General features: G+C 65.6%; 15 protein-coding genes. 9 read left to right on the top strand and 6 right to left on the bottom strand.

Annotation, left to right across the window (positions count from 1 at the left end; all coding sequences use genetic code 11):
- Window positions 1-29: 29 nt before the first annotated feature.
- Window positions 30-2,348 carry a family 1 glycosylhydrolase gene (locus NRS07_RS06640; RefSeq protein WP_259211993.1) on the bottom strand — a complete coding sequence of 773 codons (2,319 nt, stop codon included), beginning with the start codon at window positions 2,346-2,348 and terminating at the stop codon, window positions 30-32.
- 315 nt (window positions 2,349-2,663) lie between these two features.
- Here NRS07_RS06640 and trpS point away from each other — a divergent pair, with 315 nt between their 5' ends.
- The gene (gene trpS / locus NRS07_RS06645; protein ID WP_259211995.1) at window positions 2,664-3,698 is read left to right on the top strand and encodes a tryptophan--tRNA ligase; all 1,035 of its coding nucleotides are present in this window, start codon (window positions 2,664-2,666) and stop codon (window positions 3,696-3,698) included.
- Window positions 3,699-3,779: 81 nt separating this feature from the next.
- Here trpS and NRS07_RS06650 read toward each other — a convergent pair whose 3' ends face one another.
- A complete protein-coding gene (locus tag NRS07_RS06650; RefSeq protein ID WP_259211996.1) occupies window positions 3,780-4,211 on the bottom strand; it encodes a DUF3597 domain-containing protein in 432 nt (143 codons plus the stop codon).
- Window positions 4,212-4,511: 300 nt separating this feature from the next.
- On the opposite strand from NRS07_RS06650, the gene ugpQ reads away from it, so the two are divergent.
- The 6 genes from ugpQ to NRS07_RS06680 all read left to right on the top strand — a co-directional run bounded on the left by ugpQ (window position 4,512) and on the right by NRS07_RS06680 (window position 12,542).
- Window positions 4,512-5,267 carry a glycerophosphodiester phosphodiesterase gene (gene ugpQ / locus NRS07_RS06655; protein ID WP_259211997.1) on the top strand — a complete coding sequence of 252 codons (756 nt, stop codon included), beginning with the start codon at window positions 4,512-4,514 and terminating at the stop codon, window positions 5,265-5,267.
- 82 nt (window positions 5,268-5,349) lie between these two features.
- Window positions 5,350-7,959, top strand: a complete 2,610-nt coding sequence (gene alaS / locus NRS07_RS06660; protein WP_259212001.1) for an alanine--tRNA ligase — start codon at window positions 5,350-5,352, stop codon at window positions 7,957-7,959.
- 299 nt (window positions 7,960-8,258) lie between these two features.
- Window positions 8,259-8,486 carry a sulfurtransferase TusA family protein gene (locus tag NRS07_RS06665; protein WP_259213060.1) on the top strand — a complete coding sequence of 76 codons (228 nt, stop codon included), beginning with the start codon at window positions 8,259-8,261 and terminating at the stop codon, window positions 8,484-8,486.
- A 391-nt stretch (window positions 8,487-8,877) separates the two neighbouring features.
- On the top strand, window positions 8,878-9,627 hold the full coding sequence (locus tag NRS07_RS06670) for an electron transfer flavoprotein subunit beta/FixA family protein (protein ID WP_259212004.1): 750 nt from the start codon (window positions 8,878-8,880) through the stop codon (window positions 9,625-9,627).
- A 32-nt stretch (window positions 9,628-9,659) separates the two neighbouring features.
- On the top strand, window positions 9,660-10,601 hold the full coding sequence (locus NRS07_RS06675; protein WP_259212006.1) for an electron transfer flavoprotein subunit alpha/FixB family protein: 942 nt from the start codon (window positions 9,660-9,662) through the stop codon (window positions 10,599-10,601).
- A gap of 150 nt (window positions 10,602-10,751) precedes the next feature.
- Window positions 10,752-12,542 (top strand): acyl-CoA dehydrogenase, encoded by a 1,791-nt coding sequence (locus tag NRS07_RS06680; protein ID WP_259212008.1) that lies wholly within the window; start codon window positions 10,752-10,754, stop codon window positions 12,540-12,542.
- A gap of 111 nt (window positions 12,543-12,653) precedes the next feature.
- On the opposite strand, the gene NRS07_RS06685 is transcribed toward NRS07_RS06680, so the two are convergent.
- The 4 genes from NRS07_RS06685 to NRS07_RS06700 form a co-directional block, all read right to left on the bottom strand.
- Entirely contained in the window at window positions 12,654-14,801 is a 2,148-nt protein-coding gene (locus NRS07_RS06685) for an ATP-binding protein (RefSeq protein WP_259212009.1), read from the bottom strand.
- A 48-nt stretch (window positions 14,802-14,849) separates the two neighbouring features.
- Window positions 14,850-17,084 (bottom strand): ATP-binding protein, encoded by a 2,235-nt coding sequence (locus NRS07_RS06690; RefSeq protein WP_259212010.1) that lies wholly within the window; start codon window positions 17,082-17,084, stop codon window positions 14,850-14,852.
- Window positions 17,085-17,257: 173 nt separating this feature from the next.
- Window positions 17,258-18,031 (bottom strand): anti-sigma factor, encoded by a 774-nt coding sequence (locus NRS07_RS06695; protein ID WP_259212011.1) that lies wholly within the window; start codon window positions 18,029-18,031, stop codon window positions 17,258-17,260.
- The gene (locus NRS07_RS06700) at window positions 18,028-18,516 is read right to left on the bottom strand and encodes an RNA polymerase sigma factor (protein ID WP_259212012.1); all 489 of its coding nucleotides are present in this window, start codon (window positions 18,514-18,516) and stop codon (window positions 18,028-18,030) included. Before NRS07_RS06700 ends, NRS07_RS06695 begins: the two co-directional genes overlap by 4 nt.
- Before the next feature lie 109 nt (window positions 18,517-18,625).
- On the opposite strand from NRS07_RS06700, the gene NRS07_RS06705 reads away from it, so the two are divergent.
- The gene (locus NRS07_RS06705; RefSeq protein ID WP_259212013.1) at window positions 18,626-19,969 is read left to right on the top strand and encodes a S8 family serine peptidase; all 1,344 of its coding nucleotides are present in this window, start codon (window positions 18,626-18,628) and stop codon (window positions 19,967-19,969) included.
- Between the two features lie 95 nt (window positions 19,970-20,064).
- Window positions 20,065-21,030, top strand: coding sequence for a hypothetical protein (locus NRS07_RS06710; protein WP_259212015.1), 966 nt, complete (start codon window positions 20,065-20,067; stop codon window positions 21,028-21,030).
- Window positions 21,031-21,073 lie beyond the last annotated feature (43 nt).

Raw genomic sequence — 21,073 nt, forward strand, 5'->3', positions numbered from 1 at the left:
GGTCGACGCTTACCAGGGCCGACCAGACCCTAGCAGTTCCCCGCCTGCACCGCCTCTGGCGGAGTCTCTTCTTGCTGCCGGTGGCCGCTGGCGACCGGCTGGCGGCTTTCGGCGGTCAGTTGCAGTTCGTCGATCTCCGGATCGTCGACGTTGCGCAGTTCGAGGTAGCGATCCAGGGCCTGGTCGAGGCGGGGCAGCAAGATGCCGCGTTCGCTGGCCAGTGCGCAATAGGCGGGGCGCGCCGCCGCGAAGGCGACCGGTCGTGCATCCAGGCGACTGGCATCGACGCCGGCGCGCTCGGCCGCTTTAAGGGCCAGCTCGGCCCAGCTCAGCGCGCCGCCGTTGGACAGGTGCCAGATCCCGGCCTCGCGGTCGACTGCCAGGTCGAGGCAGGCGTGCACCAGATCTGGCACATAGGTCGGCGTGATGGTCAGGTCGCTCGAGGCGGTAAACGACTCGCCGCGCGCGAGCGCATCGAGTGCCAGGGTGACGAAATTGTGCTGGTCCCAGGGGCCGAAAAAGGCGCTGGTGCGCACCATGAGCGCGCCCGGATGCTTGTCCAGCACCGCGCTTTCGGCCTCGGCCTTGCTGCGGCCATAGACACCCAGCGGGGCCACCGGGTCGGATTCGACATAGGGGCGCTGTTGCCGGCCGTCGAATACCAGGTCGCTCGAGAAGGTGGTGAGGTGCACGCCGTGGCGGGCGCAGGCGGCCGCCAGGATCGCCGGGCCGGCGGTGTTTTCGCGGAAGCAGCGCTCGGCGTCGTTCTCGGCATCGTCAACCCGCACATAGCCTGCGGTATTGATGACCGCCCACGGCTGGTGTTCGGCCAGGGCGCGCTCGACCGAATCAATGTCGGCGATGTCCATCTCCTGGCGCGACAGCAGGCGGTAGGCGATGTTGCGCTTGCGGCAGACGCGGGCAAAGGCGCGGCCCAGCGTGCCGGTGGCGCCCAGGATCAGGATCGGGGCGGCGCCGGTGCCGACCAGGCGGTGGCCGTCGGCCGCGATCGAGGTCAGGGCGCTCGGGGTGGCCACCGGCGGATGGCACAGGAAGCGGCCCGGACGGCGCCACCAGCCCTGGCCGCGCAGCACCGGATGCGATAGCGGCTGGCCGGAAGAGAGCTCTTGCATCATCTTCGCCAGCGCGGTCGGGCGCGGCGCGGGCGAGCGCACGTCGAACGGCCCCGGCTCGTAATAGCCCTTGTTCTGCGTGACCAGGCTGTTCCAGTCGAAGGAGCCGAGCAGCGACCAGACGGTCACGGCGCGCACGTCGATGCCGTTCTGCTGCGACTGCTGAGCCGCTTCCCAGATTTCGAGCAGCCAGCGCAGCTGGTCCTCGCGGTTGGCGTCGATGTGGGCTTCGGTGATCGCCAGCGGGATGGCATAGCGGTCCCAGACTTCGGCCAGCAAGGGGGCGATGCCGGGCGTCGGCGTGGCCAGCACGCGCGAGGCTTCGATGTCGGCGCAGGCGATGCCATCGGCCATGCCGCGGCGGTTGTCCGGAAAGCGCTCCGGACGATGGTCGAGCCAGCGCTCGGAAGTGACGTAGTAATTGACACCGATGATGTCGGGCGGGCAGGTGTTTTCGCGGAACCACAAAAATTCGGCGGCGTCGATCCCGGTCTTGAGCAGGTAGTTCCAGAGTGCGTGCTCGGGGCCGACCATGCCGCACAACAGGTCCCAGGCCAGCCAGCGCCGTTCGTTGTAGAACTCGGCAACTGCGGCCATTTCAGGCGTGCCATAGGTCTTGCCGAGGTCGTCGGTCTGGACCAGCTTGGCATTCGGGTTGACGGCGCGGATCGCGCGCATCGACAGCACGGTCGCACGGCATTGCACCAGCAGCGCCTCGATGAAGGTGCGGTCGTCGCGGCCATGCGGATACCAGACACCGTACAGGCCGGCGAAGCGGGCGGTGGTGCAGGGCTCGTTAACCGGGGTGTAGAGCTCGACCCAGGGATAGCGCGCGGCGACCGCGCCGGCGTACTCGGCCAGCTGTTGGGCAAAGTCCGGGTCGACCAGGCTGGTATGGCGCGGGCCGCTGCCGTGGTGCACCAGACCGACGATCGGGTTCACGCCGGCCTCGCGCAGCGCCGCCAGGCGCTCGTCGGGCCAGCTCCAGTCGGCATTCGACAGGCCTTCGGGGGCGGTACGCTCCCAGAGCACGGGATAACGGATGGCGCGGATGCCAGTGGAGGCGAAGCGTTCGATGTCGCAGGCGCGTCCGGCATGGCCGTTGCGGTCGAGTTGACTGAAATATTCGTCGCGCACGCGGTTAACCGTGCATTCGAGGCCACCCCACAGTTCCAGGGGGCGGGTTTGGCTGTTCGTGCTCTTTTTTGGATTCATGACCTTCACCATTCTTAATCTTATTGCAACAAAAAAACTGCAGGTCGGCAACCCGGTTAACAAATACTAGAAGGGGAGCCGCGCCTGCCAGGTCATGGCGCCGGAAGCGGTTGACAGCAGAGCGTCAACCTGCAACCATGCAGTCCATGAATTTTCCGAAAGCACATTCTAATTTCCCTGCCTGGTGGCGCTGCTGACAGCGCGCGGCCACGGAAATGATGTGCATTTCAACTAACGCCGCCTCGATCCGGGTGGCGTTTTCTTTTGGGGCGCAGGACGATCGGGGCTTTGAAAGAATAAAGCCAAGGAAACACGATGAGCTCGCAAAACCCCTCCGCACCACCTGCCAACCCTGCGCCAATCATCCTGACCGGTGACCGGCCTACCGGTCCGCTGCACCTCGGCCACTTTGTTGGCAGCCTGCGCAACCGTGTCGCTTACCAGGACACTTACCGTCAGTTCATCATGCTGGCCGACGCCCAGGCGCTGACCGACAACATGGATGACATTGGTAAGGTACACCGGAACGTTGTCGAGGTGGCGCTCGATTACCTCGCCTGCGGCATCGACCCGGCCCGGACCACCATCCTGATCCAGTCGCAAATCCCCGAGCTCACCGAGCTCACTTTCTATTACCTGAACCTGGTCACGGTGGCGCGCCTGGAGCGCAATCCGACGGTCAAGGCCGAAATCGTCCTGCGCGGTTTCGAGCGCGACATCCCGGCCGGCTTCCTGACCTATCCGGCCAGCCAGGCCGCCGACATCACCGCCTTCAAGGCCACCGTGGTACCGGTCGGCGACGATCAGATCCCGATGATCGAGCAGTGCAACGAAATCGTGCGCAAGTTCAATCGCAATGTTGGGCAAGAAATCCTGGTCGAGTGCAAGGCGATCGTGCCTGAAGTAGGCCGCCTGCCGGGCATCGACGGCCGCGCCAAGATGAGCAAGTCGCTGGGCAACACCATCAACCTCGGCGCCTCCGCCGATGAGATCCGCGCGGCGGTCAAGCAGGTATATACCGATCCGCTGCACCTGAAGGTGTCCGACCCCGGCCATATCGAAGGCAACGTGGCCTTCATCTATCTCGATGCCTTCGATACCGACAAGGAAGGCCTGGCCGAGATGAAGGCGCACTACCAGCGTGGTGGCCTGGGTGACAGTGTCGTCAAGAAGCGCCTGGAAGGCATCTTGCAGGAAATGCTGGCGCCGATCCGCGCCCGCCGCGAAGAATTCGCCCAGGACCGGGGGCAGGTGATGCAGATGCTCAAGGAAGGCACGATGCGCGCGCGCGAAGTGGCGGCGGCGACGACCGATGAAGTGCGCAAGGCGCTGGGGCTGTCGTACTTCTGATTGGTCACTGTGTTTCGATGACACGGGCCGGCTGAACCTCAGCCGGCCTGTCGTCTTGCTAGCGCGCGCGGCGCGCGGTCTTCAATCGCGCAGGTCGGCCGGCACCTTGCCGCCATTGGCCGCCAGCTTGTTCATGACCTGCTTGTGCAGCCAGATGTTCATCTTGGCCGAGTCGCTGGTGTCGCCGCTGTAATGCAGTTCGGCGGCCAGTTCCTTGCGGGCCTGCAGGCTGCTGTCCAGGTCGAGCAGCTTGAGCAGGTCGACGATCGAGCTGCGCCAGTTCAGCTGCTGACTGGAGGCCTTTTGCTTGGCAGTCAGGATCTGCTCGACGTCGACCTGGTCCATGGCGGCCGGGGCAGGGGCTGCAGGAGCTGCCTGCGGCTGGGCCTGCGGGGCAGGGGCTGCAGGGGCGGCCGGGGCCGGTGCCGGTGCCTGAGCAGGCGCGGCCGCGTCCTTGTTGGCGGCATGCGATTTCGGGAAGATCTTGCTGAAAATATTGCTTAGAATGCCCATGGGGTCCTCGTCATTGGTGGATGGTTGGCAGGGTGTGGCAAAGCAAGGGCGCAGCTTGTGCGCCATCGCCAGTTCAATGGCGTTCTCAAAGATTCTGCAACGCGCGGTGGAAGATCGAGGGTAGGCGCGATGAGCGGGCTTCTCTGTTCGGTAACCAACGGTGGCCCGGTGAAAGGCGCACTTCGTTTCCATATAGACATCTAGCCACTGGCCGGGTAAGCTCCCTGCATGCGTCGGCCCGCCTGGGCCCGGCGCGGCTGGCAAGCCAGTTGGTTGAGATCCTTCGGGAGGAGTGCAAGCATGTGGCCATATCCCCGCATCCTGTCCCATCGTGGCGGCGGCACGCTCGCTCCGGAAAACACCGTGGCCGGCTTGCGCCGGGCCATGGATCATGGTTTTCGCGCGGTGGAATTCGACGTCATGCTGGCACGCGACGGCGTGCCGGTGGTGATGCACGATCCCTACCTGGGCCGCACCGTCAGCGGCGCTGGCCACGTTTTCGACTACGACGCGGCCGAACTGGCAGGCATGGATGCCGGCAGCTCGTTCGGCGCGGACTACCGCGGCGAACCGGTACCCTTGTTCGTGGAGTTCGCCCAGTATTGCAAGGCGCACGGGATCTGGATGAACATCGAGATCAAGCCGGCGCGCGGGTTCGATGTCGAGACCGGCGAGACCGTGGCGCGCCTGGCGCGTGCCATGTTCGCGGACGAACTTGCGGCAGGCGCGCTGGCGCGGGCGCCGCTGTTGTCGTCGTTTAGCCTGGCGGCGCTCACGGCCGCGCAACGGGTCGCGCCAGACCTGCCGCGCGCCTGCCTGATGAGCGAACTGCCGCCGGGCTGGGAGCCGCTGGCGCGCTCGGTCGGGGCAATCGCCATTCATACCAACCACAAGCACCTGACGCCGGAACTGGCGCAGGCCGTGCGCGATGCTGGTTTTGGCCTGTTCTGCTACACCGTCAACGAGCCGCAGCGGGCCATGCAGTTGCTGGCGTGGGGCGTCGAGGCGTTCTGCACCGACCGGATCGACCTGATCGGACCGGACTTCGGCAGCTAGCCTGCCCGGCCGGCACAGCACAATCGCCCGCTGCTATAATCGGTTCTTTATCCAGCATGCTGTCTCCTCACGCCCATACGACATGAAATCTTCTGAAATCCGCGAAAAGTTCCTCAAGTTCTTCGAGTCCAAGGGCCACGCCATTGTCCGCTCCAGCCCGCTAGTACCGGGCAACGACCCGACCATGCTGCTGACCAATAGCGGAATGGTGCAGTTCAAGGATGTGTTCCTGGGCCTGGATACCCGCCCGTATTCGCGCGCCACCTCGGTGCAGCGCTGCGTGCGCGCCGGCGGCAAGCATAATGACCTGGAAAACGTCGGCTACACCGCGCGTCACCACACCTTCTTCGAGATGCTGGGTAACTTCAGCTTCGGCGACTATTTCAAGCGCGACGCGATCAACTACTGCTGGGAGCTGCTGACCCAGGTCTACCAGCTGCCTGCCGAAAAACTCACCGTCACCGTCTATTTCGAAGACGACGAAGCCTACGACATCTGGGCCAACGAGATCGGCGTGCCGAAAGAGCGCATCATCCGCATCGGCGACAACAAGGGCGCGCGCTACGCGTCCGACAATTTCTGGCAGATGGCCGACACCGGACCATGCGGCCCGTGCACCGAAGTGTTCTACGACCACGGCGCCGACATCTGGGGCGGCCCTCCGGGGTCCAGCGAAGAAGACGGCGACCGCTTCATCGAGATCTGGAACCTGGTCTTCATGCAGTTCAACCGCGACGAATCGGGCAGCCTGACCCCGTTGCCGAAGCCGTCGATCGACACCGGCATGGGCATGGAGCGCCTGGCCGCGGTGCTGCAGCACGTGCACAGCAACTACGAGATCGACCTGTTCCAGGCCCTGATCCGCGCCGCGGCGCGCGAAACCGGCGCCGAAGATCTGGGCAACAACTCGCTCAAGGTCATCGCCGACCACATCCGCGCAGCGTCGTTCATGATCGTCGATGGCATCATTCCGAGCAGCGAAGGCCACGGCTACGTCCTGCGCCGCATCATCCGGCGCGCGCTGCGCCATGGTCACAAGCTGGGCCAGACGAAACCGTTCTTCCACAAGCTGGTCGCCGATCTCGACCTCGAGATGGGCAGCGCCTACCCGGAACTGCATGAAGCGGCGCAGCGCGTGGCGCAGACCCTCAAGACCGAAGAAGAGCGTTTCGGCGAGACGCTGGAAAACGGCATGAAGATCCTGGAAGCCCAACTGGCCAAGGATGCAAAGAACCTCGACGGCGGCACCGCGTTCACGCTGTACGACACCTACGGCTTCCCGCTCGACCTCACCGCCGACATTTGCCGCGAGCGCGGCATCACCCTCGACGAAGCAGGCTTTACCGCGGCAATGGAGCTGCAGAAGAAGACAGCGCGCGCCGCCGGCAAGTTCAAGATGGCCGCCAAGGTCGACTACGCGGGCGAGAAGACCAAGTTCGTCGGCTACGATGCGCTGGCCCACAACACCCATGTGTTGGCGCTGTACGCCGACGGCGTGAAGGTCGACGAACTCAAGGCCGGCCAGGAAGGCATCGTGGTGCTCGATACCACGCCGTTCTATGCAGAATCGGGCGGCCAGGTCGGCGACCAGGGGGTGATCGGTAGCGATGCGAACGTATTCGAAGTCGAAGACACGCTCAAGATCCAGGCCGACGTATTCGGCCACCATGGCGTGCTGCGCGAAGGCTCGCTCAAGGTGGGCGATACGGTCGACGCGCAGGTCGACACCGCCAAGCGCGCCCGCACCATCCGCAACCACTCGGCAACCCACCTGATGCACAAGGCCCTGCGCGAAGTGCTGGGCGGCCATGTGCAACAGAAAGGCTCGCTGGTCGATGCCGACAAGACCCGTTTCGACTTCAGCCACGGCGCGGCGCTCACGCTCGAAGAAATCGCCCGGGTCGAGACCATCGTCAACCGCGAGATCCTCGAGAACCACGCCACAGCTTCGCACAACATGAGCTTCGACGATGCCGTCAAGCATGGCGCCATGGCGCTGTTCGGCGAGAAGTACGGCGACACCGTGCGCGTGCTCGACATCGGCAGCTCGAAAGAACTGTGCGGCGGCGTGCACGTGACCCGTACCGGCGACATCGGCCTGTTCAAGATTGTGTCGGAAGGCGGCGTCGCCGCCGGCATCCGCCGCGTCGAGGCCGTGACGGGCGAGGGCGCGCTGGCGCTGGTGCAGGCGATGAACCGCAAGCTGCAAGAAGCGGCGGGCGCACTCAAGACCAGCCCGGACGAACTGCCGGCGCGTATCGCGCAGGTGCAGGATCAGGTGAAACTGCTGGAAAAGGAAGTGGCGGCACTGAAGTCGAAGCTGGCGTCGAACCAGGGCGATGAGCTGGTGGCCAAGGCAGTCGACGTCAACGGCATCAAGGTGCTGGCCGCGACGATGGAAGGCGCCGACGCCACGGCATTGCGCGAGACCATGGACAAGCTCAAGGACAAGCTGCAGACCGCAGCCATCGTGCTGGCGAGCGTGGTCGACGGCAAGGTCGCCCTGATCGCCGGCGTCACCAAGGACGCCACCGGCAAGGTCAAGGCGGGCGAGCTGGTGAACTTCGTGGCCCAGCAGGTCGGCGGCAAGGGCGGCGGCCGTCCGGACATGGCGCAGGCTGGCGGTACCGATCCAAGCAACCTGGCGGCGGCACTGGCCGGCGTGGCAGGCTGGGTCGGCGAGCGCGCCTGATCCTTATCCCTGGCAATGACGACGCCGCCTTCGGGCGGCGTTTTTTTGAGCGCTGCAACCCTGCTATTTACCCATGATGCATAATACGGGGCGCATGGCAAGCGGCGCAACGGGGCGCAAAAGTGTTGTAAAAAAGTGCATTAGCATGGTGTATTTGACATCCGGTTGCAGGCCTGCAACAATGTGTGACAATTTTGGTGCGCTGCGTCATACGGCCGGAATTGGAGTATATTCGAGTTCCGAGTACCACCCATTAAGTAGGGCAAGCGATGAGCGTCACCATTATCGACATTGACACCATGGAATTCCAGAGAGACCTGGATGCGCGCGGGCTAAATTGCCCGTTGCCTATCCTCAAAGCCAAGAAGGCACTCGCCGACATGGAAAGCGGGCAGGTATTGCGTATCGTCGCTACCGACACCGGTTCGGTACGCGATTTCCAGGCCTTCGCCAAACAGACCGGCAACGCCTTGCTGGCCCACACCAGTGAAAACGGCGAATTCACCTTCCTGATGCGCCGCAAATAAGCGCGGCGCTGTCGTGCTGGCGGCGGCCTGCGCCGGGGCTGCCCGCTTTGCATGACTAATATGTTCGGCCGATGCAGCGACGCATGCTGATCGTGCTGTCTGCGCCACCTCCTTTCCCCTCTTCATCTGAACAAAAGCCGTTGCTGGCAGTGCCGCATGTGGCAGAATTGACCATGATCGATCTGTTACGGGTTTTGGCTGGCCCTCTGATGGCCTGGGCAAGGCGCTGGCCGGGCAGGGCAAGGATGCCGACGCCCCATCGCGCGCGCGGTTTAGGGGAAACCCTCTAGCATGAAATCGCACGATCGTGCTTTAATTTCGACCTGAAGCCGAATTTCTCATATAATCTAGGCCCTCGTCTGTCACTCACTTCATTTTCTAAAGGCACCCTATGAAAGTCCTGGTACCCGTCAAACGCGTGGTCGACTATAACGTCAAGGTCCGCGTCAAATCCGACGGCAGCGGCGTGGATATCGCCAACGTCAAGATGTCGATGAACCCGTTCGACGAGATCGCGCTGGAAGAAGCTACGCGCCTGAAGGAATCGGGCAAGGTCACCGAAGTGGTGGCAGTCTCGGTGGGCGTGGCCCAGTGCCAGGAAACCCTGCGTACCGGCATGGCGATCGGCGCCGACCGCGGCATCCTGGTCGAGACCAATGGCGAGACCGAGCCGCTGGCCGTGGCCAAGATCATGAAGGCGCTGGCCGACAAGGAACAGCCGCAGCTGATCATCCTGGGCAAGCAGGCGATCGACGACGATTCGAACCAGACCGGCCAGATGTTGGCAAGCCTGCTGGGCTGGCCGCAGGCCACGTTTGCCTCGAAAGTGGTGCTCGAAGAAGGCAAGGTCACCGTGACCCGTGAAGTCGACGGCGGCCTGGAAACCATCTCGCTGACCCTTCCGGCCATCATCACCACCGACCTGCGCCTGAACGAGCCGCGCTACGTGACGCTGCCGAACATCATGAAGGCCAAGAAGAAGCCGCTGGAAACCGTCAAGCCGGAAGACCTGGGCGTCGACGTCAGTCCGCGCCTGAAGACCCTGAAGGTCGTCGAGCCGGCCAAGCGCTCGGCCGGCGTCAAGGTGCCGGACGTGGCGACGCTGGTGCAGAAGCTGCGCACTGAAGCCAAAGTCATCTGATCGCAGTACGCAACCCAATACAAGGAAATAACATGGTCGCACTCGTCATTGCAGAACACGACAACGGCTCCCTCAAGGGCGCTACCCACCACACCGTGACCGCCGCCGCCCAGTGTGGCGAAGGTGGCGCAAATGAGGTCCACATCCTGGTCGCCGGTTCGAACTGCGGCGCCGCCGCGCAAGCCGCCGCCGACATCGCCGGCGTCACCAAGGTGCTGGTCGCCGATGCGCCGCATTTCGCCGATGGCCTGGCCGAGAACGTCGCCGAGCAGGTGCTGGCGATCGCCGCCGGCTATTCGCATATCCTGGCGCCGGCCACCGCCTACGGCAAGAACATCCTGCCGCGCGTGGCCGCCAAGCTGGACGTCGCCCAGATCTCGGAAATCACCAAGGTCGATTCGCCGGACACCTTCGAGCGTCCGATCTACGCCGGTAACGCCATCGCCACCGTGCAATCGAGCGACAGCGTCAAGGTCATCACCGTGCGCGGCACCGCCTTCGATTCCGCCGCCGGCGGTGGTTCGGCCACGGTCGAGCAGATCGCGCCTAGCGCCGATTTCGGCAAGTCGGCGTTTGTCGGCCGCGAGCTGGCCGTCTCGAGCCGTCCGGAACTGACCGCCGCCAAGGTGATCGTCTCGGGCGGCCGCGGTCTTGGTTCGGCCGAGAACTTCAAGATCCTCGAGCCGCTGGCCGACAAGCTTGGCGCCGCCATGGGCGCCTCGCGCGCCGCGGTCGACGCCGGCTATGTGCCGAACGACTGGCAGGTTGGCCAGACCGGCAAGATCGTCGCCCCAAGCCTGTACGTCGCCATCGGTATCTCGGGCGCGATCCAGCACTTGGCCGGCATGAAGGATTCCAAGGTCATCGTCGCGATCAATAAAGACCCGGAAGCGCCGATCTTCTCGGTGGCCGACTACGGCCTGGTGGGCGACTTGTTCGACGCCGTGCCGCAGATGGTGACAGAACTGGGTTAAGCCCTGTTCACGGTGGTAGTCACCACCACCCCATGACCCGTCGTTCCCGCGCATGCGGGAACGACGTTTTTGCTTGACACGGTCATTGGCTGCGGCGTTCGACGCCGGCAGCCATGCCCACAGAATCAGACGTCACATCAGGAGACAAGCTTGAGCTACCATGCCCCGCTGAAAGACATGCAGTTCGTACTCAACGAGCTGGCGAACCTGGCCGAGATCAGCCAGCTGCCCGGATGCGAAGACGCTACGCAAGATACCGTCAGCGCCGTGCTGGAAGAAAGCGCCAAGTTCTGCGGCGAAGTCATCGCCCCGCTGAACCACGCAGGCGACAAGGAACCGAGCTATTGGCGCGACGGCAGCGTCACCACCTCGAAGGGCTTCAAGCAAGCCTTCCGCGCCTTTGCCGACGGCGGCTGGCAGGGCATCCAGCACCCGAGCGAATTCGGCGGCCAAGGGCTGCCCAAGCTGGTGGCCACCCCCTGCATCGAGATGCTGCACGCTGCGAACCTGTCGTTCGCGCTGGCGCCGCTGCTGACCGATGGCGCCATCGAAGCGCTGCTCACCGCCGGCAGCGACGAACAAAAGGCGCTGTTCCTCGAGCCGCTCATCAGCGGCAAGTGGACCGGCACCATGAACCTGACCGAGCCGCAGGCCGGCTCCGACCTGGCCGCCGTGCGCACCCGCGCCGAGCCGCAGGGCGACGGCACGTTCAAGGTGTTCGGCACCAAGATCTACATCACCTACGGTGAGCACGACATGGCGGAGAACATCATCCACCTGGTGCTGGCGCGTACTCCCGATGCGCCACCGGGCGTGAAGGGCATCTCGCTGTTCATCGTGCCGAAATTCCTGGTCAATGCCGACGGCTCGCTGGGCGCGCGCAACGATGCGCACTGCGTCTCGATCGAGCACAAGCTGGGCATCAAGGCGTCGCCGACGGCGGTGCTGCAGTTTGGCGACCATGGCGGCGCCATCGGCACCCTGGTGGGCGCAGAGAACCGCGGCCTGGAATACATGTTCATCATGATGAACGCGGCCCGCTTTGGCGTCGGCATGCAGGGCGTCGGCCTGGCCGAGCGCGCCTACCAGCAGGCGGTGGCGTTCGCGAAAGAGCGCGTGCAGTCGCGCGAAGTGGCCGGCTCGCCCGGCCCGGTGGCGATCATCAACCACCCGGACGTGCGCCGCATGCTGATGTCGATGCGGTCGCAGACCGAAGGCGCGCGCGCGCTGGCCTACGTGGGCGCGGCTTACTCTGATATCGCCCACAGCCATGCCGACGAAGCCACGCGCAAGGCCAACCTCGCCATCTACGAATACCTGGTCCCGATCATCAAGGGCTGGTCGACCGAGATGAGCGAGAACGTCACGCGCGACGGCGTGCAGGTGCATGGCGGCATGGGCTTCATCGAAGAAACCGGCGCCGCCCAGCATTACCGCGACGCCAAGATCCTGACCATCTACGAGGGCACCACCGCGATCCAGGCCAATGACCTGGTCGGCCGCAAGACCGTGCGCGACGGCGGCGCCGTGGCCAAGGGCCTGATCGAGCAGGTGCGCGCGGTCGAGGCGCAGCTGGGCCAGGTGCAGGGCGAAGAGTTCGCAGCCATCCGGCGTCAGCTGGCCTCTGGCAGCACCGCGCTCGAGCAGGTGGTGGAGTATGTCGTGGCCAATGCCAAGTCGGACGTGCGCGCCGTGTTCGCCGGCAGCGTGACTTACCTGAAGCTGGCCGGCATCGTGCTGGGCGGCTGGCAGATGGCGCGCGCCGCGCTGGCGGCGAGCAAGATGCTCGAAGCGGGCGAGGGCGATGCATCCTTCCTGCGCGCGAAGATCGCCACCGCGCGCTTCTTTGCCGACCACCTGCTGTCGACGGCGCCGGGGCTGCGCACCGCGATCGTCGAAGGCGCGCCTGGCGTGCTGGCGCTGGAGGTCGAGCAGTTCTAAGGAAGCCTGACGTCAGCAAGCAAAAAAGCGGCCTCGGCCGCTTTTTTGTTATGCAAATTAAATTTGCATTTAAGGTGAAAAATGCAAATTAAATATGCCTGATTGAACGTTTTACTGGGGAATATTCCAGGACCGAAGGCTCGACAATACCGTCAGCAGCTCGGCCGGCTCTACCGGCTTGGCCACGTGCATCTGGAAGCCCGCCGTCAGCGCGCGCATGCGGTCCTGCACCCGCGCGTAGGCGGTCAGGGCCACGGCAGGAACGCCCGGTTGTCCAGCTTCCCGTTCACGCCTGCGCAGCTCGGCAATGAACTCGTAACCGTCCATGCCGGGCATGCCGATATCGCTCACCACCAGGTCGGGATGGATCCCGTCGAACAGGGTCAAGGCTTCGCTCGCGTTGGAGGCGGTTTCGACCACGGCGTGCGCACTGAGCAGGACCGAGGCGAGCATGCTGCGGGCATCGTCGTCGTCTTCCACCAGCAAGATCGTGGCACCCCGGAGGCCGAACTCTTCGGTATCTTGCGGGAGCGTGAAGTTGGCTGCCGCCGCCGCGCCGGCTTCCGGCGCGGCCCCAGATTCCTTGACGGCCGCCAGCGGCAGCGTCACGGTGAACACCGACCCTTTGCCCACGCCGGGGCTGCTCGCCTGTACGTAGCCGCCGTGCAGCTCGACCAGCTTCTTGACGATCGCCAGGCCCAGTCCCAGCCCGCCCTGCTGCCGGGTCGAGCTGGGGTCGACCTGCGTGAAGGTGTCGAAAATGGCCGGCAGGTGTTCGGCCGGTATGCCTGCGCCGTTGTCGCCGACGATGATCTGGACGTTGGAGTCGATCTTTTTCAGCGTCAGGTAAACCCGGCCCCCCTTGGGGGTGAACTTGACCGCATTGGACAGCAGATTCCAGACGATTTGCTGGAGCCGCTCCGGGTCGCCGGAAATCGGACCGGCCGAGGGATCAAGCACCAGTTGCAGGGTGATGTTCTTGGCCTGGGCGGCCGGGCGCAGCGACTCGAGCGCGGCATCGACCGACATCTGGGGCGAAAACAGCTGGACGTTCAGGCGCAACTTGCCGTTGACGATGCGCGAGATGTCGAGCAGGTCTTCGACGATCTGGGCCTGGCTGCGCGCGTTTCGCTCGATCGTGTTGATGGCGCGCTGGCGCATCGTGTCGTCGAGCTTGCCCGAAGTGAGCATCTGCGCCCAGCCCAGGATCGAGGTCAGGGGAGTGCGCAATTCGTGCGAAACGGTAGCCAGGAACTGGTCTTTCGCCTCGTTGGCGCGCGCCGCTTCTTCGTACAGCTTCTGTTTTTCGAACGCATCGAGTTCGGCGCGGCGCCGGGCGAACAGGGCTTCCTGGTACAGCGAAGCCTTGTTCAGGCCGATTGCTGCCTGGGCTGCCAGGGTTTCCACCAGGCGCTCATGGCTTTCGGTAAAGCGGTCGGTATCCTCGTGACCGAAGAACAGCCCGCCAATCACCTCGCCACCGCCGAGGCTGACCGGAACCGCGAGATACGAGCGCACCGGCAGATGGCCGGGCGGCATGCCGTGATGCGGGGCCATCTTGCCGTAGCGTGGGTCGGCGCGAATGTCGCCGCTGCGAATCGCGCCTTCACCCCGGAAGGTCGGGCCGAACAGGTGGGTCGCCCGGGGCAGCGGAAACTGGCTGAAGTTCTCTTTCGGCACGCCCGCGATGGTATACAAGGTATAGCTTTCGCCGGCCTCGTCCTGGACGTTGTAGAAGAACGCCCCGAACTGGGCGCCGATCAGCCCGGTAGCCGCCTCGGTGACGGCTTCCACGATTTTTTCATGGCTCAGCTCTTGCAGGATCAGCGAGCCGATCGAGTGCAGCGCTTCCCGTTCGCGCTCCTGTTGCTTGCGCGGGCGCGCATCCTGCACCTCGATCACCGTCCCGACCACCTTGCCCTCCCGGCGCACCGGGCTGGCAGTGAAATAGACCGGGTAGAACGAGCCGTCGCGGTGCACGAAGATTTCTTCGCCCTGCTCCTGCATGTTGGCAGGAGCGGCCTGGTCGATGGGGCATTCTTCGAGCGGATAATGCGTGCCGTCCGGCCTGGTATGGTGGACGAAATTGTGCAAGGGCGCGCCTTGCACCTCCTCGAGCTGGTATCCCGTGAGCATTTCAGCCGCGGGATTCATGTAGACGCAGCACTGGCGCTCGTCCATGACGAACATGGCGACGGTTGCGTTGTCGCAGACGTCCTGGAGGTGCGAGAGGAGAGTAAGTCGGATGGGTGAGGACACGGGCGGCTCGCTAAAGTGAGCCGCAATTATACATAGCGGCGCGTGCTCTCACTGTCCCGTTGGTACCAGCCGTGGCCGGCTGGCCTGGAGCGCGATGTCGGCCAGGATCGCCAGCAGCACGTCGGTGTCGACCGGCTTTGCCAGATGATGGTCGAAACCGGCCTGGCGCGACCGTTCCCGGTCGCGCGGCTGGTGATAACCGGTCACCGCCACCAGCGGCACGTCCGCTGCCTGCGGCATGGCGCGCAGCCTGGCGGCCAGCGCCAGGCCGTCCATGTCGGGCAGGCCGATATCGAGCAGGAATACCTGCGGGCATCGCGTGGCTGCCGCCGCCAGCGCCGCCGCGCTCGAATACACGGCCTGCGCGTCATGTCCGAAGGCCGACAGCAGCGCTGCCAGTGCATCGGCAGCGTCGCGGTTGTCGTCCACCACCATTACCCGCAGGGGGTGACCGGCCGTGCTGGCCGGCGCTGGCCGGCAACTGCCGGCATCCCCGGCATGCCCGGCAAGGCGCGGCAGGCGGATGGAAAACGTGCTGCCCAGTCCGGCGCCCAGGCTGGCCGCCGCGATCGTCCCGCCATGCAGTTCGACCAGGCTCCTGGCCAGCGCCAGGCCCAGTCCCAGGCCGCCCTGGGTCCGGGCGAGCGTGCGCCCGCCTTGCACGAACAGGTCGAAGACCTGGGCCGCCAGGGCCGGATCCATGCCGATGCCCGTGTCTGTTACCGCCAGCTCGACATCGGCCCCGTCGGCGCGCAGTTGGATGGCGATGCTGCCGCCGTCCGGCGTGAACTTGTTGGCATTGGAGACGATATTGGCGAGCACCTGAATGATGCGCTTCGGGTCCGCGTTCACCAGCACGGGGTCGGCGGGCAGGTCGAGCTGCACGCGCTGGCGGCGGGCCTGGGCCAGCGGGGCCACCTGCTCGACGGCGTCGGCCACCAAGGTGCGCAGATCGATGGGGGAGCGGTCGAGCACGACAAGGCCGCGGGTGACCCGGGCAACGTCGAGCAGGTCGTCGATCAGGCCTGTCATGTGCCGCACTTGGCGCGTGATGACGCCTGCCGCATAGCGCACGCGCTGCGGATCGTCGGCCATGATCGCCAGCATCTGCGCGGCCGAGCTCACCGGCGCCAGCGGGTTTCTCAGTTCGTGGGCAAGCATCGCCAGGAATTCGTCCTTTGCCCGATTACTTTGGGACAGCTCGGTCACCAGGTCTTCGCGCTCGCGGTGCAGCTGCGCCAGCAAGTGGCGTTCGGTTGCGTCGCGGGTAAAGCAGCGCGTATAGCGCAAGCTCCCGTTCTCGAAGCAGGCGTTCGAGCTGATGACCACATGGCGGATCGTGCCGTCGCTGCACAGCAGGCGAGCCGGTTCGTCCTGCAGGGTCTGCCCACGTTGCAGGCGATCCAGGATCGAGGCGATGACTTCGGCGTCGGCATGGAACTCGGCAATGTGATGGCCCACGTACTGGTCCCACCGGTAGCCTAGCAGCGCGAGTTCGGCCTTGTTGGCCCACAGGATGGTGCCGTCGGGCCCTACCCGGTGCAGCGATTCGGCGGCATTTTCCAGGAAGTCCATCAGTTCACGCTCGCGTTGGCGCAGCATCGCCTCGGCCTGCCTGGCCCGTTCGAGCTCGCCTTGCAAGGCGCGATTGTGCTGTTGCGCGATGGCGAGCTGGCGCGCGACATCTTGGGCAGACTCGTGCGCGGCGCCGGCATGCACCCCGCCGCAGACATGGTCGTGCGCGGCGCAAATGCGGCGGAAGGCCACGGCCTCTTCGGTCGTGGAAAACTGTTGCCACGGATAGGCGCAAAACAGCGCGAACCTGCATTCTTGCGCCAGGGTGTTCCAGTATTGCTCGAGCCGGACCGCCGCGTCGTAGAGTCCGCGCGCGCACAGCAGGGCAACCATTTCGCCGAACGCTTGCACGGGTGTGCCGGGCGCGCAAGTGGCGCGGACGACGTCGCCGACCGCAATGCCGAACAGCTGTTCATCGGGCCAGTCGTCGACCATGATGCGCGCCAGCGTCGCCCCTGCATCGAGCACCAACAGTTGTTCAGCAGACCAGCGGCGCCCCTTGAGTGATGCCAGCCCCATCAGCTGTTGCTGCAACGCCTGCGCATGTTCGGCCGTCGCAATGATTATCCCCGTGCCGCCGCCGTCGAGTCCCTGGTCGATGAACTCCGCGACTTCGGTCAGTAAGGCGAGGTCGCCCTGGTAGAAGCGGACGAAATGGGATGACGCCGGCGCTGGCTGGTAGAGAGGATAGTCGAGGTGTGCGGACATGCATGGCCCCTGCAAAAGGGTAGAAAGTGCCTACAAGCGGCAATTGTATCAGCCCTGTCCAGGATGAATGACACAGTGTTTATTAATAGCATTACTTATCAAGCGATTTGTGCTTGATATAGATCTAGCGCAAAAGAGCGGCATGTTGCGCCGTGTCCGCTTGCGCATTGCAGTCAAGGCTGCCAGCGCCGGTCGCGTGCCTTGCGCTCGGCTGCGGCGTCGAGGGCGGCGCCGGCAATGCGCTCGTCGATGGCGTCGAGCACGGCGGCAGGTGCCGCGCTGGATGCTTGCCGGTATGCAGCGCCATCTGCGGTACCCTCGCGCAGGACCGGAATGCGCCAGTGCTCGCCCTGGCGGCAGGCCAGGCCGGCACTGCCGCTGACCGTGAAGCTGCGGCAAAAGCTGCCGTCGCGCGCCGCGAAGCTCAGCCCGATCTGGACCGGCTTGCCCGCTTGCCCGCTGCCGGCAAGCTGCTCGGTCAAGGCATTGGCCAGCGCGCCGCGTGCCAGCAGCTGCCCGCTGGCGTCGAGGGCGGCGAAAGCGCTTTCGTCACCGCCTGGGCCGCCGAGCCAGGCCTGGCCGGCCAGCACGCCAACCACCAGCGAGGCCGCCAGCGCCCCCCAGCGTGGCCAGTTGCGTGCACGCGCATCTTCGATGCGGGGCAGGGCAGCGGCCAGCCGGGCCTTGCGCTCGCGCGCGGCGCCTAACGAGCTGATGTTGCCACCCGCGCCGGCGGCGGCCGCGGTGCCGGCCTGCAGATGGGCCGGGATCGGCTCGTCGAGCACGCCGTCGAAGGCGGCGAACACATCGGCGCGCAAGGCGCGGTGACGCGCAATAGCCGCGGCGACTGCGGGATCTTCGCGTTCGGCGCGCTCGACCAGGCTGCGTTCGGGCTCGTCGAGCTCGCCGTCGGCGTAGATCATCAGGGTGTCGTCGGAAAACTTCATGCCGGGCTCCTCGCTCCATCTTGCAAGATTGTCTGTAATGTGTCGCGCGCCCGCGCCAGGCGGCTGGTCAGGGTGCCGATCGGTATCTCCAGCACCGCTGCCGCCTCCTTGTAGGGCAAGCCATCCACCAGTACCAGCGCGACCACGATGCGATGCTCGTCGGACAGCAGGCTCATGGCTTTTTGTACGGCCATGCGCTGCTGGTGCGCGCCGATCGCGTCGTGTCCGACCTGTTCGCCCTCGTCTTCGGGTGCGAACAGGTGGTCACGCCGCACCCGGCTGCGCACTTCATCGATCCAGGCATTGCGTACGATGCGAAACAGCCAGCTGTCCAGGCGCGTGCCTTCTGTATATTGCTCGGTGCGTCCCAAAGCGCGTTCCATGGCGACCTGCACCAGGTCGTCCGCGTCTTCACGGTGAAACGTCAATGACCGCGCAAAGCGGCGCATGCGGGGCAACAGGGCGGCAAGTTCTTCGGCAAGCATGGGAAAGTTGGCGGTCACAAGAGATAAACGTCTGGGCCAGGGATTTTATTCCATCTGCCGTTCGTTTACTTCGATATAGTTCTCAATTTCAACGAAAGCCTGCCCAGCCATGACACTCGGTCGATCGCTGTTCGCCATCCTGGCGCATGCCGCTATTGCACTGGGCCTGTACTGGCCCGGCATGGCCACGGCCCAGCTGCGCCTGCCATCCCTGAACTTGCCGCAAGGCCTGGGCAACCCCGGTCTCGATGGCCTGGTGCGGCCGGTTGGACCGCTGCTGGACCGGGTGGTGCCGGGCCAGTTGGACAAGTTGCGGCTGGAGGGGGTAAGCGAGCTGCTGCGCCGCCATCCTGACGTGCTCGAGACCGATACGCGCGGCGAACCGGTAGTGCGCTCCGAGATCCTGGCCTCGTCCCCGACACCGGCGCTGATGGCCGCTGCTTTGCGCCTGGGTTTCGAGGTGATCCGCGAGCAGCGCTTCGAGCTTCTCGGTGAATCGCTGGTCGTGCTGCGCGCGCCTGCCGGCTTGAGCACGGGCGCCGCACTGGCAAGCCTGCGCGGGCTCGACCCGCAAGGCGCGTTCGATTTCAATCATGTCTACCTGGGTGGCTCGAGCATGGCGCTAGGTGGCGGTACTGGCGCGAACATCGGTGCCAGTGCCGGTGCCGGTGCCGATGCTCGCGCCGCGGCAAGTCGCGGCGGCGTCGGGCTGATCGACAGTGGCGTGGCCAGCGCGCACCCGGTGTTTGCCGGGACGACGATCGAACAGTTCGGCTGTGGCGGCACGCGCCATCCGGCGCCGCACGGCACCGCCGTGGCCGCACTGATGGTAGGCCGCAGCGACCGTTTTCGCGGCGCCGCGCCCGGCCTGCGGCTGTTTGCCGCCGATATCTATTGCGACGCTCCGACCGGCGGCTCGGCCGACAAGATCGCCGCGGCCCTGGAATGGATGGCCAGGCGCCAGGTTGGCGTGATCAACCTGAGCGTGGTCGGCCCGCCCAACGCGACCCTGGGGCGGGTGGTCGGGGCAATGCTCGCGCGCGGTCACTTGCTGGTGGCGGCGGCAGGCAACGATGGCCCGGCGGCGCCGCCGCTGTACCCGGCCAGTTATCCCGGCGTGGTGGGCGTGAGCGGCGTCGACCCCGAGGGCAGGCCGCTGCCGGAATCGGCGCGTGGGCCGCAGGTCATGTTTGCCGCACCGGGCAGCCAGATGGTAAGCGCGGCGCTGGGGGCGCCGCCTTATCGGCAAGTGCGGGGCAGTTCGTTCGCCGCGCCGATTGTCTCGGCCTTGCTGGCGCAATCCTTGCCGCAACCGGAACGCGATGCCGCGGCGCGCGCCCTGGCCGCGCTGGCGCGGCTGGCGGCAGGCAGCAACCAGGCGACGGTGAGCAATGCGACCGGCCATGGCGTGGTTGGCGCAGCGCTGCGGATGGCGCCGGCAAGGTTTCGGTAAAAAAATATTTTTTGGGTGAGGGAATAAACGGCCGAGCCCGCTCGTTTTCCATGTATCGGCGCGCACTTCGCGTGCTACCTACAGGAGAATTCACCATGAAAACCACCACTATCGCCCGTCATCTCGCCATCGTCATCATGTCGGGCTTTGCCGTGTCGGCCCAGGCCCAGTTGCTCGGCGGCGGGGGCGGCGGCCTGGGCCTGGGCGGCGGGGCCGGCGGCATGATCGGCGGCGGCTTGAGCGGCCGCATGGGCGCGATGGGCGCGATGGACGCGATGGGCACCCGTGGTGCACTGGAGGCGCCGCGCGGCATCGACCGCCGCGCCGCGCGCTCCGCGGTCGTGCCGGCCGCCGCCCCATCTGCATTGTCGGGAGCGGCAGGCATGGACGGCGCCCTGGCCGGCAGCCTGCAATCGACTGGCCGTGCGGCCAACGCCGGTTCTGCTGGCAGCGGCCTGCGCGGGATGCTGGCTGGCGGCGCCAATGGCGCCGCAGCGATGGGTGACAATGAAGCGGCGCAATCGGGCGGCCTGGGTGGCAATGCGGCGGGCGCACTGCAGCGCCGCGGGCTCTCGGCGGCAGGTGCAGCTTCGCGCTCCGCCAACGCCGGAGCTGGATCAATGGGCGAGCCGGCACGGGCAGGTATGGCCGGCGGTGAGGCCGAGGCCGGCGGGAACGGCTCGCTCGGATTATCCGGCGCCCTGTCGGGAAGCGCCGGCATGCAGGCTGGACAGGAAGCAGCGGCCATGGGCAGCAGCACCGGCGCCAATGCCGCCGGTGGGGTGGCGTCCGCTACGGCGTCCGCTACGGCGTCTGGTGCGGCAGCTGTCCGTGCCCAGGCCGGCAACGCGGCCCGGCAAGCCGGCTCGGCAGCGCGCGCCGCGCGCGGCGCAGTATCTGGCGCAGTATCTGGCGCAGTATCCGGCGCAGTATCTGGCGGCGCAGGTGCTGCCGGTTCGGTGGTGCAAAAGGCGAAATCGACGCAGTTGCCGGCCTCGGTCCAGGCTGGGGGCTCGGTCTCGGCCAGCGCTTCGGCGAGCGGCGAAGCCGGCGCTGATTAACCCAAACGCCAACGCGGCCAGTCGCGCAGGTTCGGCATGGGCT

Origin of the sequence: Massilia sp. H6, from assembly GCF_024802625.1 — a bacterium.
Lineage (GTDB): Bacteria > Pseudomonadota > Gammaproteobacteria > Burkholderiales > Burkholderiaceae_D > Telluria.

Coding starts and splice junctions, on each gene's coding strand:
- NRS07_RS06650 (WP_259211996.1), bottom strand. CDS start 4,211: ATGGGCATTCTAAGCAATATTTTCAGCAAGATCTTCCCGAAATCGCAT.
- NRS07_RS06670 (WP_259212004.1), top strand. CDS start 8,878: ATGAAAGTCCTGGTACCCGTCAAACGCGTGGTCGACTATAACGTCAAG.
- NRS07_RS06690 (WP_259212010.1), bottom strand. CDS start 17,084: ATGTCCGCACACCTCGACTATCCTCTCTACCAGCCAGCGCCGGCGTCA.
- NRS07_RS06675 (WP_259212006.1), top strand. CDS start 9,660: ATGGTCGCACTCGTCATTGCAGAACACGACAACGGCTCCCTCAAGGGC.
- ugpQ (WP_259211997.1), top strand. CDS start 4,512: ATGTGGCCATATCCCCGCATCCTGTCCCATCGTGGCGGCGGCACGCTC.
- NRS07_RS06705 (WP_259212013.1), top strand. CDS start 18,626: ATGACACTCGGTCGATCGCTGTTCGCCATCCTGGCGCATGCCGCTATT.
- NRS07_RS06700 (WP_259212012.1), bottom strand. CDS start 18,516: ATGCTTGCCGAAGAACTTGCCGCCCTGTTGCCCCGCATGCGCCGCTTT.
- NRS07_RS06640 (WP_259211993.1), bottom strand. CDS start 2,348: ATGAATCCAAAAAAGAGCACGAACAGCCAAACCCGCCCCCTGGAACTG.
- trpS (WP_259211995.1), top strand. CDS start 2,664: ATGAGCTCGCAAAACCCCTCCGCACCACCTGCCAACCCTGCGCCAATC.
- alaS (WP_259212001.1), top strand. CDS start 5,350: ATGAAATCTTCTGAAATCCGCGAAAAGTTCCTCAAGTTCTTCGAGTCC.
- NRS07_RS06710 (WP_259212015.1), top strand. CDS start 20,065: ATGAAAACCACCACTATCGCCCGTCATCTCGCCATCGTCATCATGTCG.
- NRS07_RS06695 (WP_259212011.1), bottom strand. CDS start 18,031: ATGAAGTTTTCCGACGACACCCTGATGATCTACGCCGACGGCGAGCTC.
- NRS07_RS06665 (WP_259213060.1), top strand. CDS start 8,259: ATGGAATTCCAGAGAGACCTGGATGCGCGCGGGCTAAATTGCCCGTTG.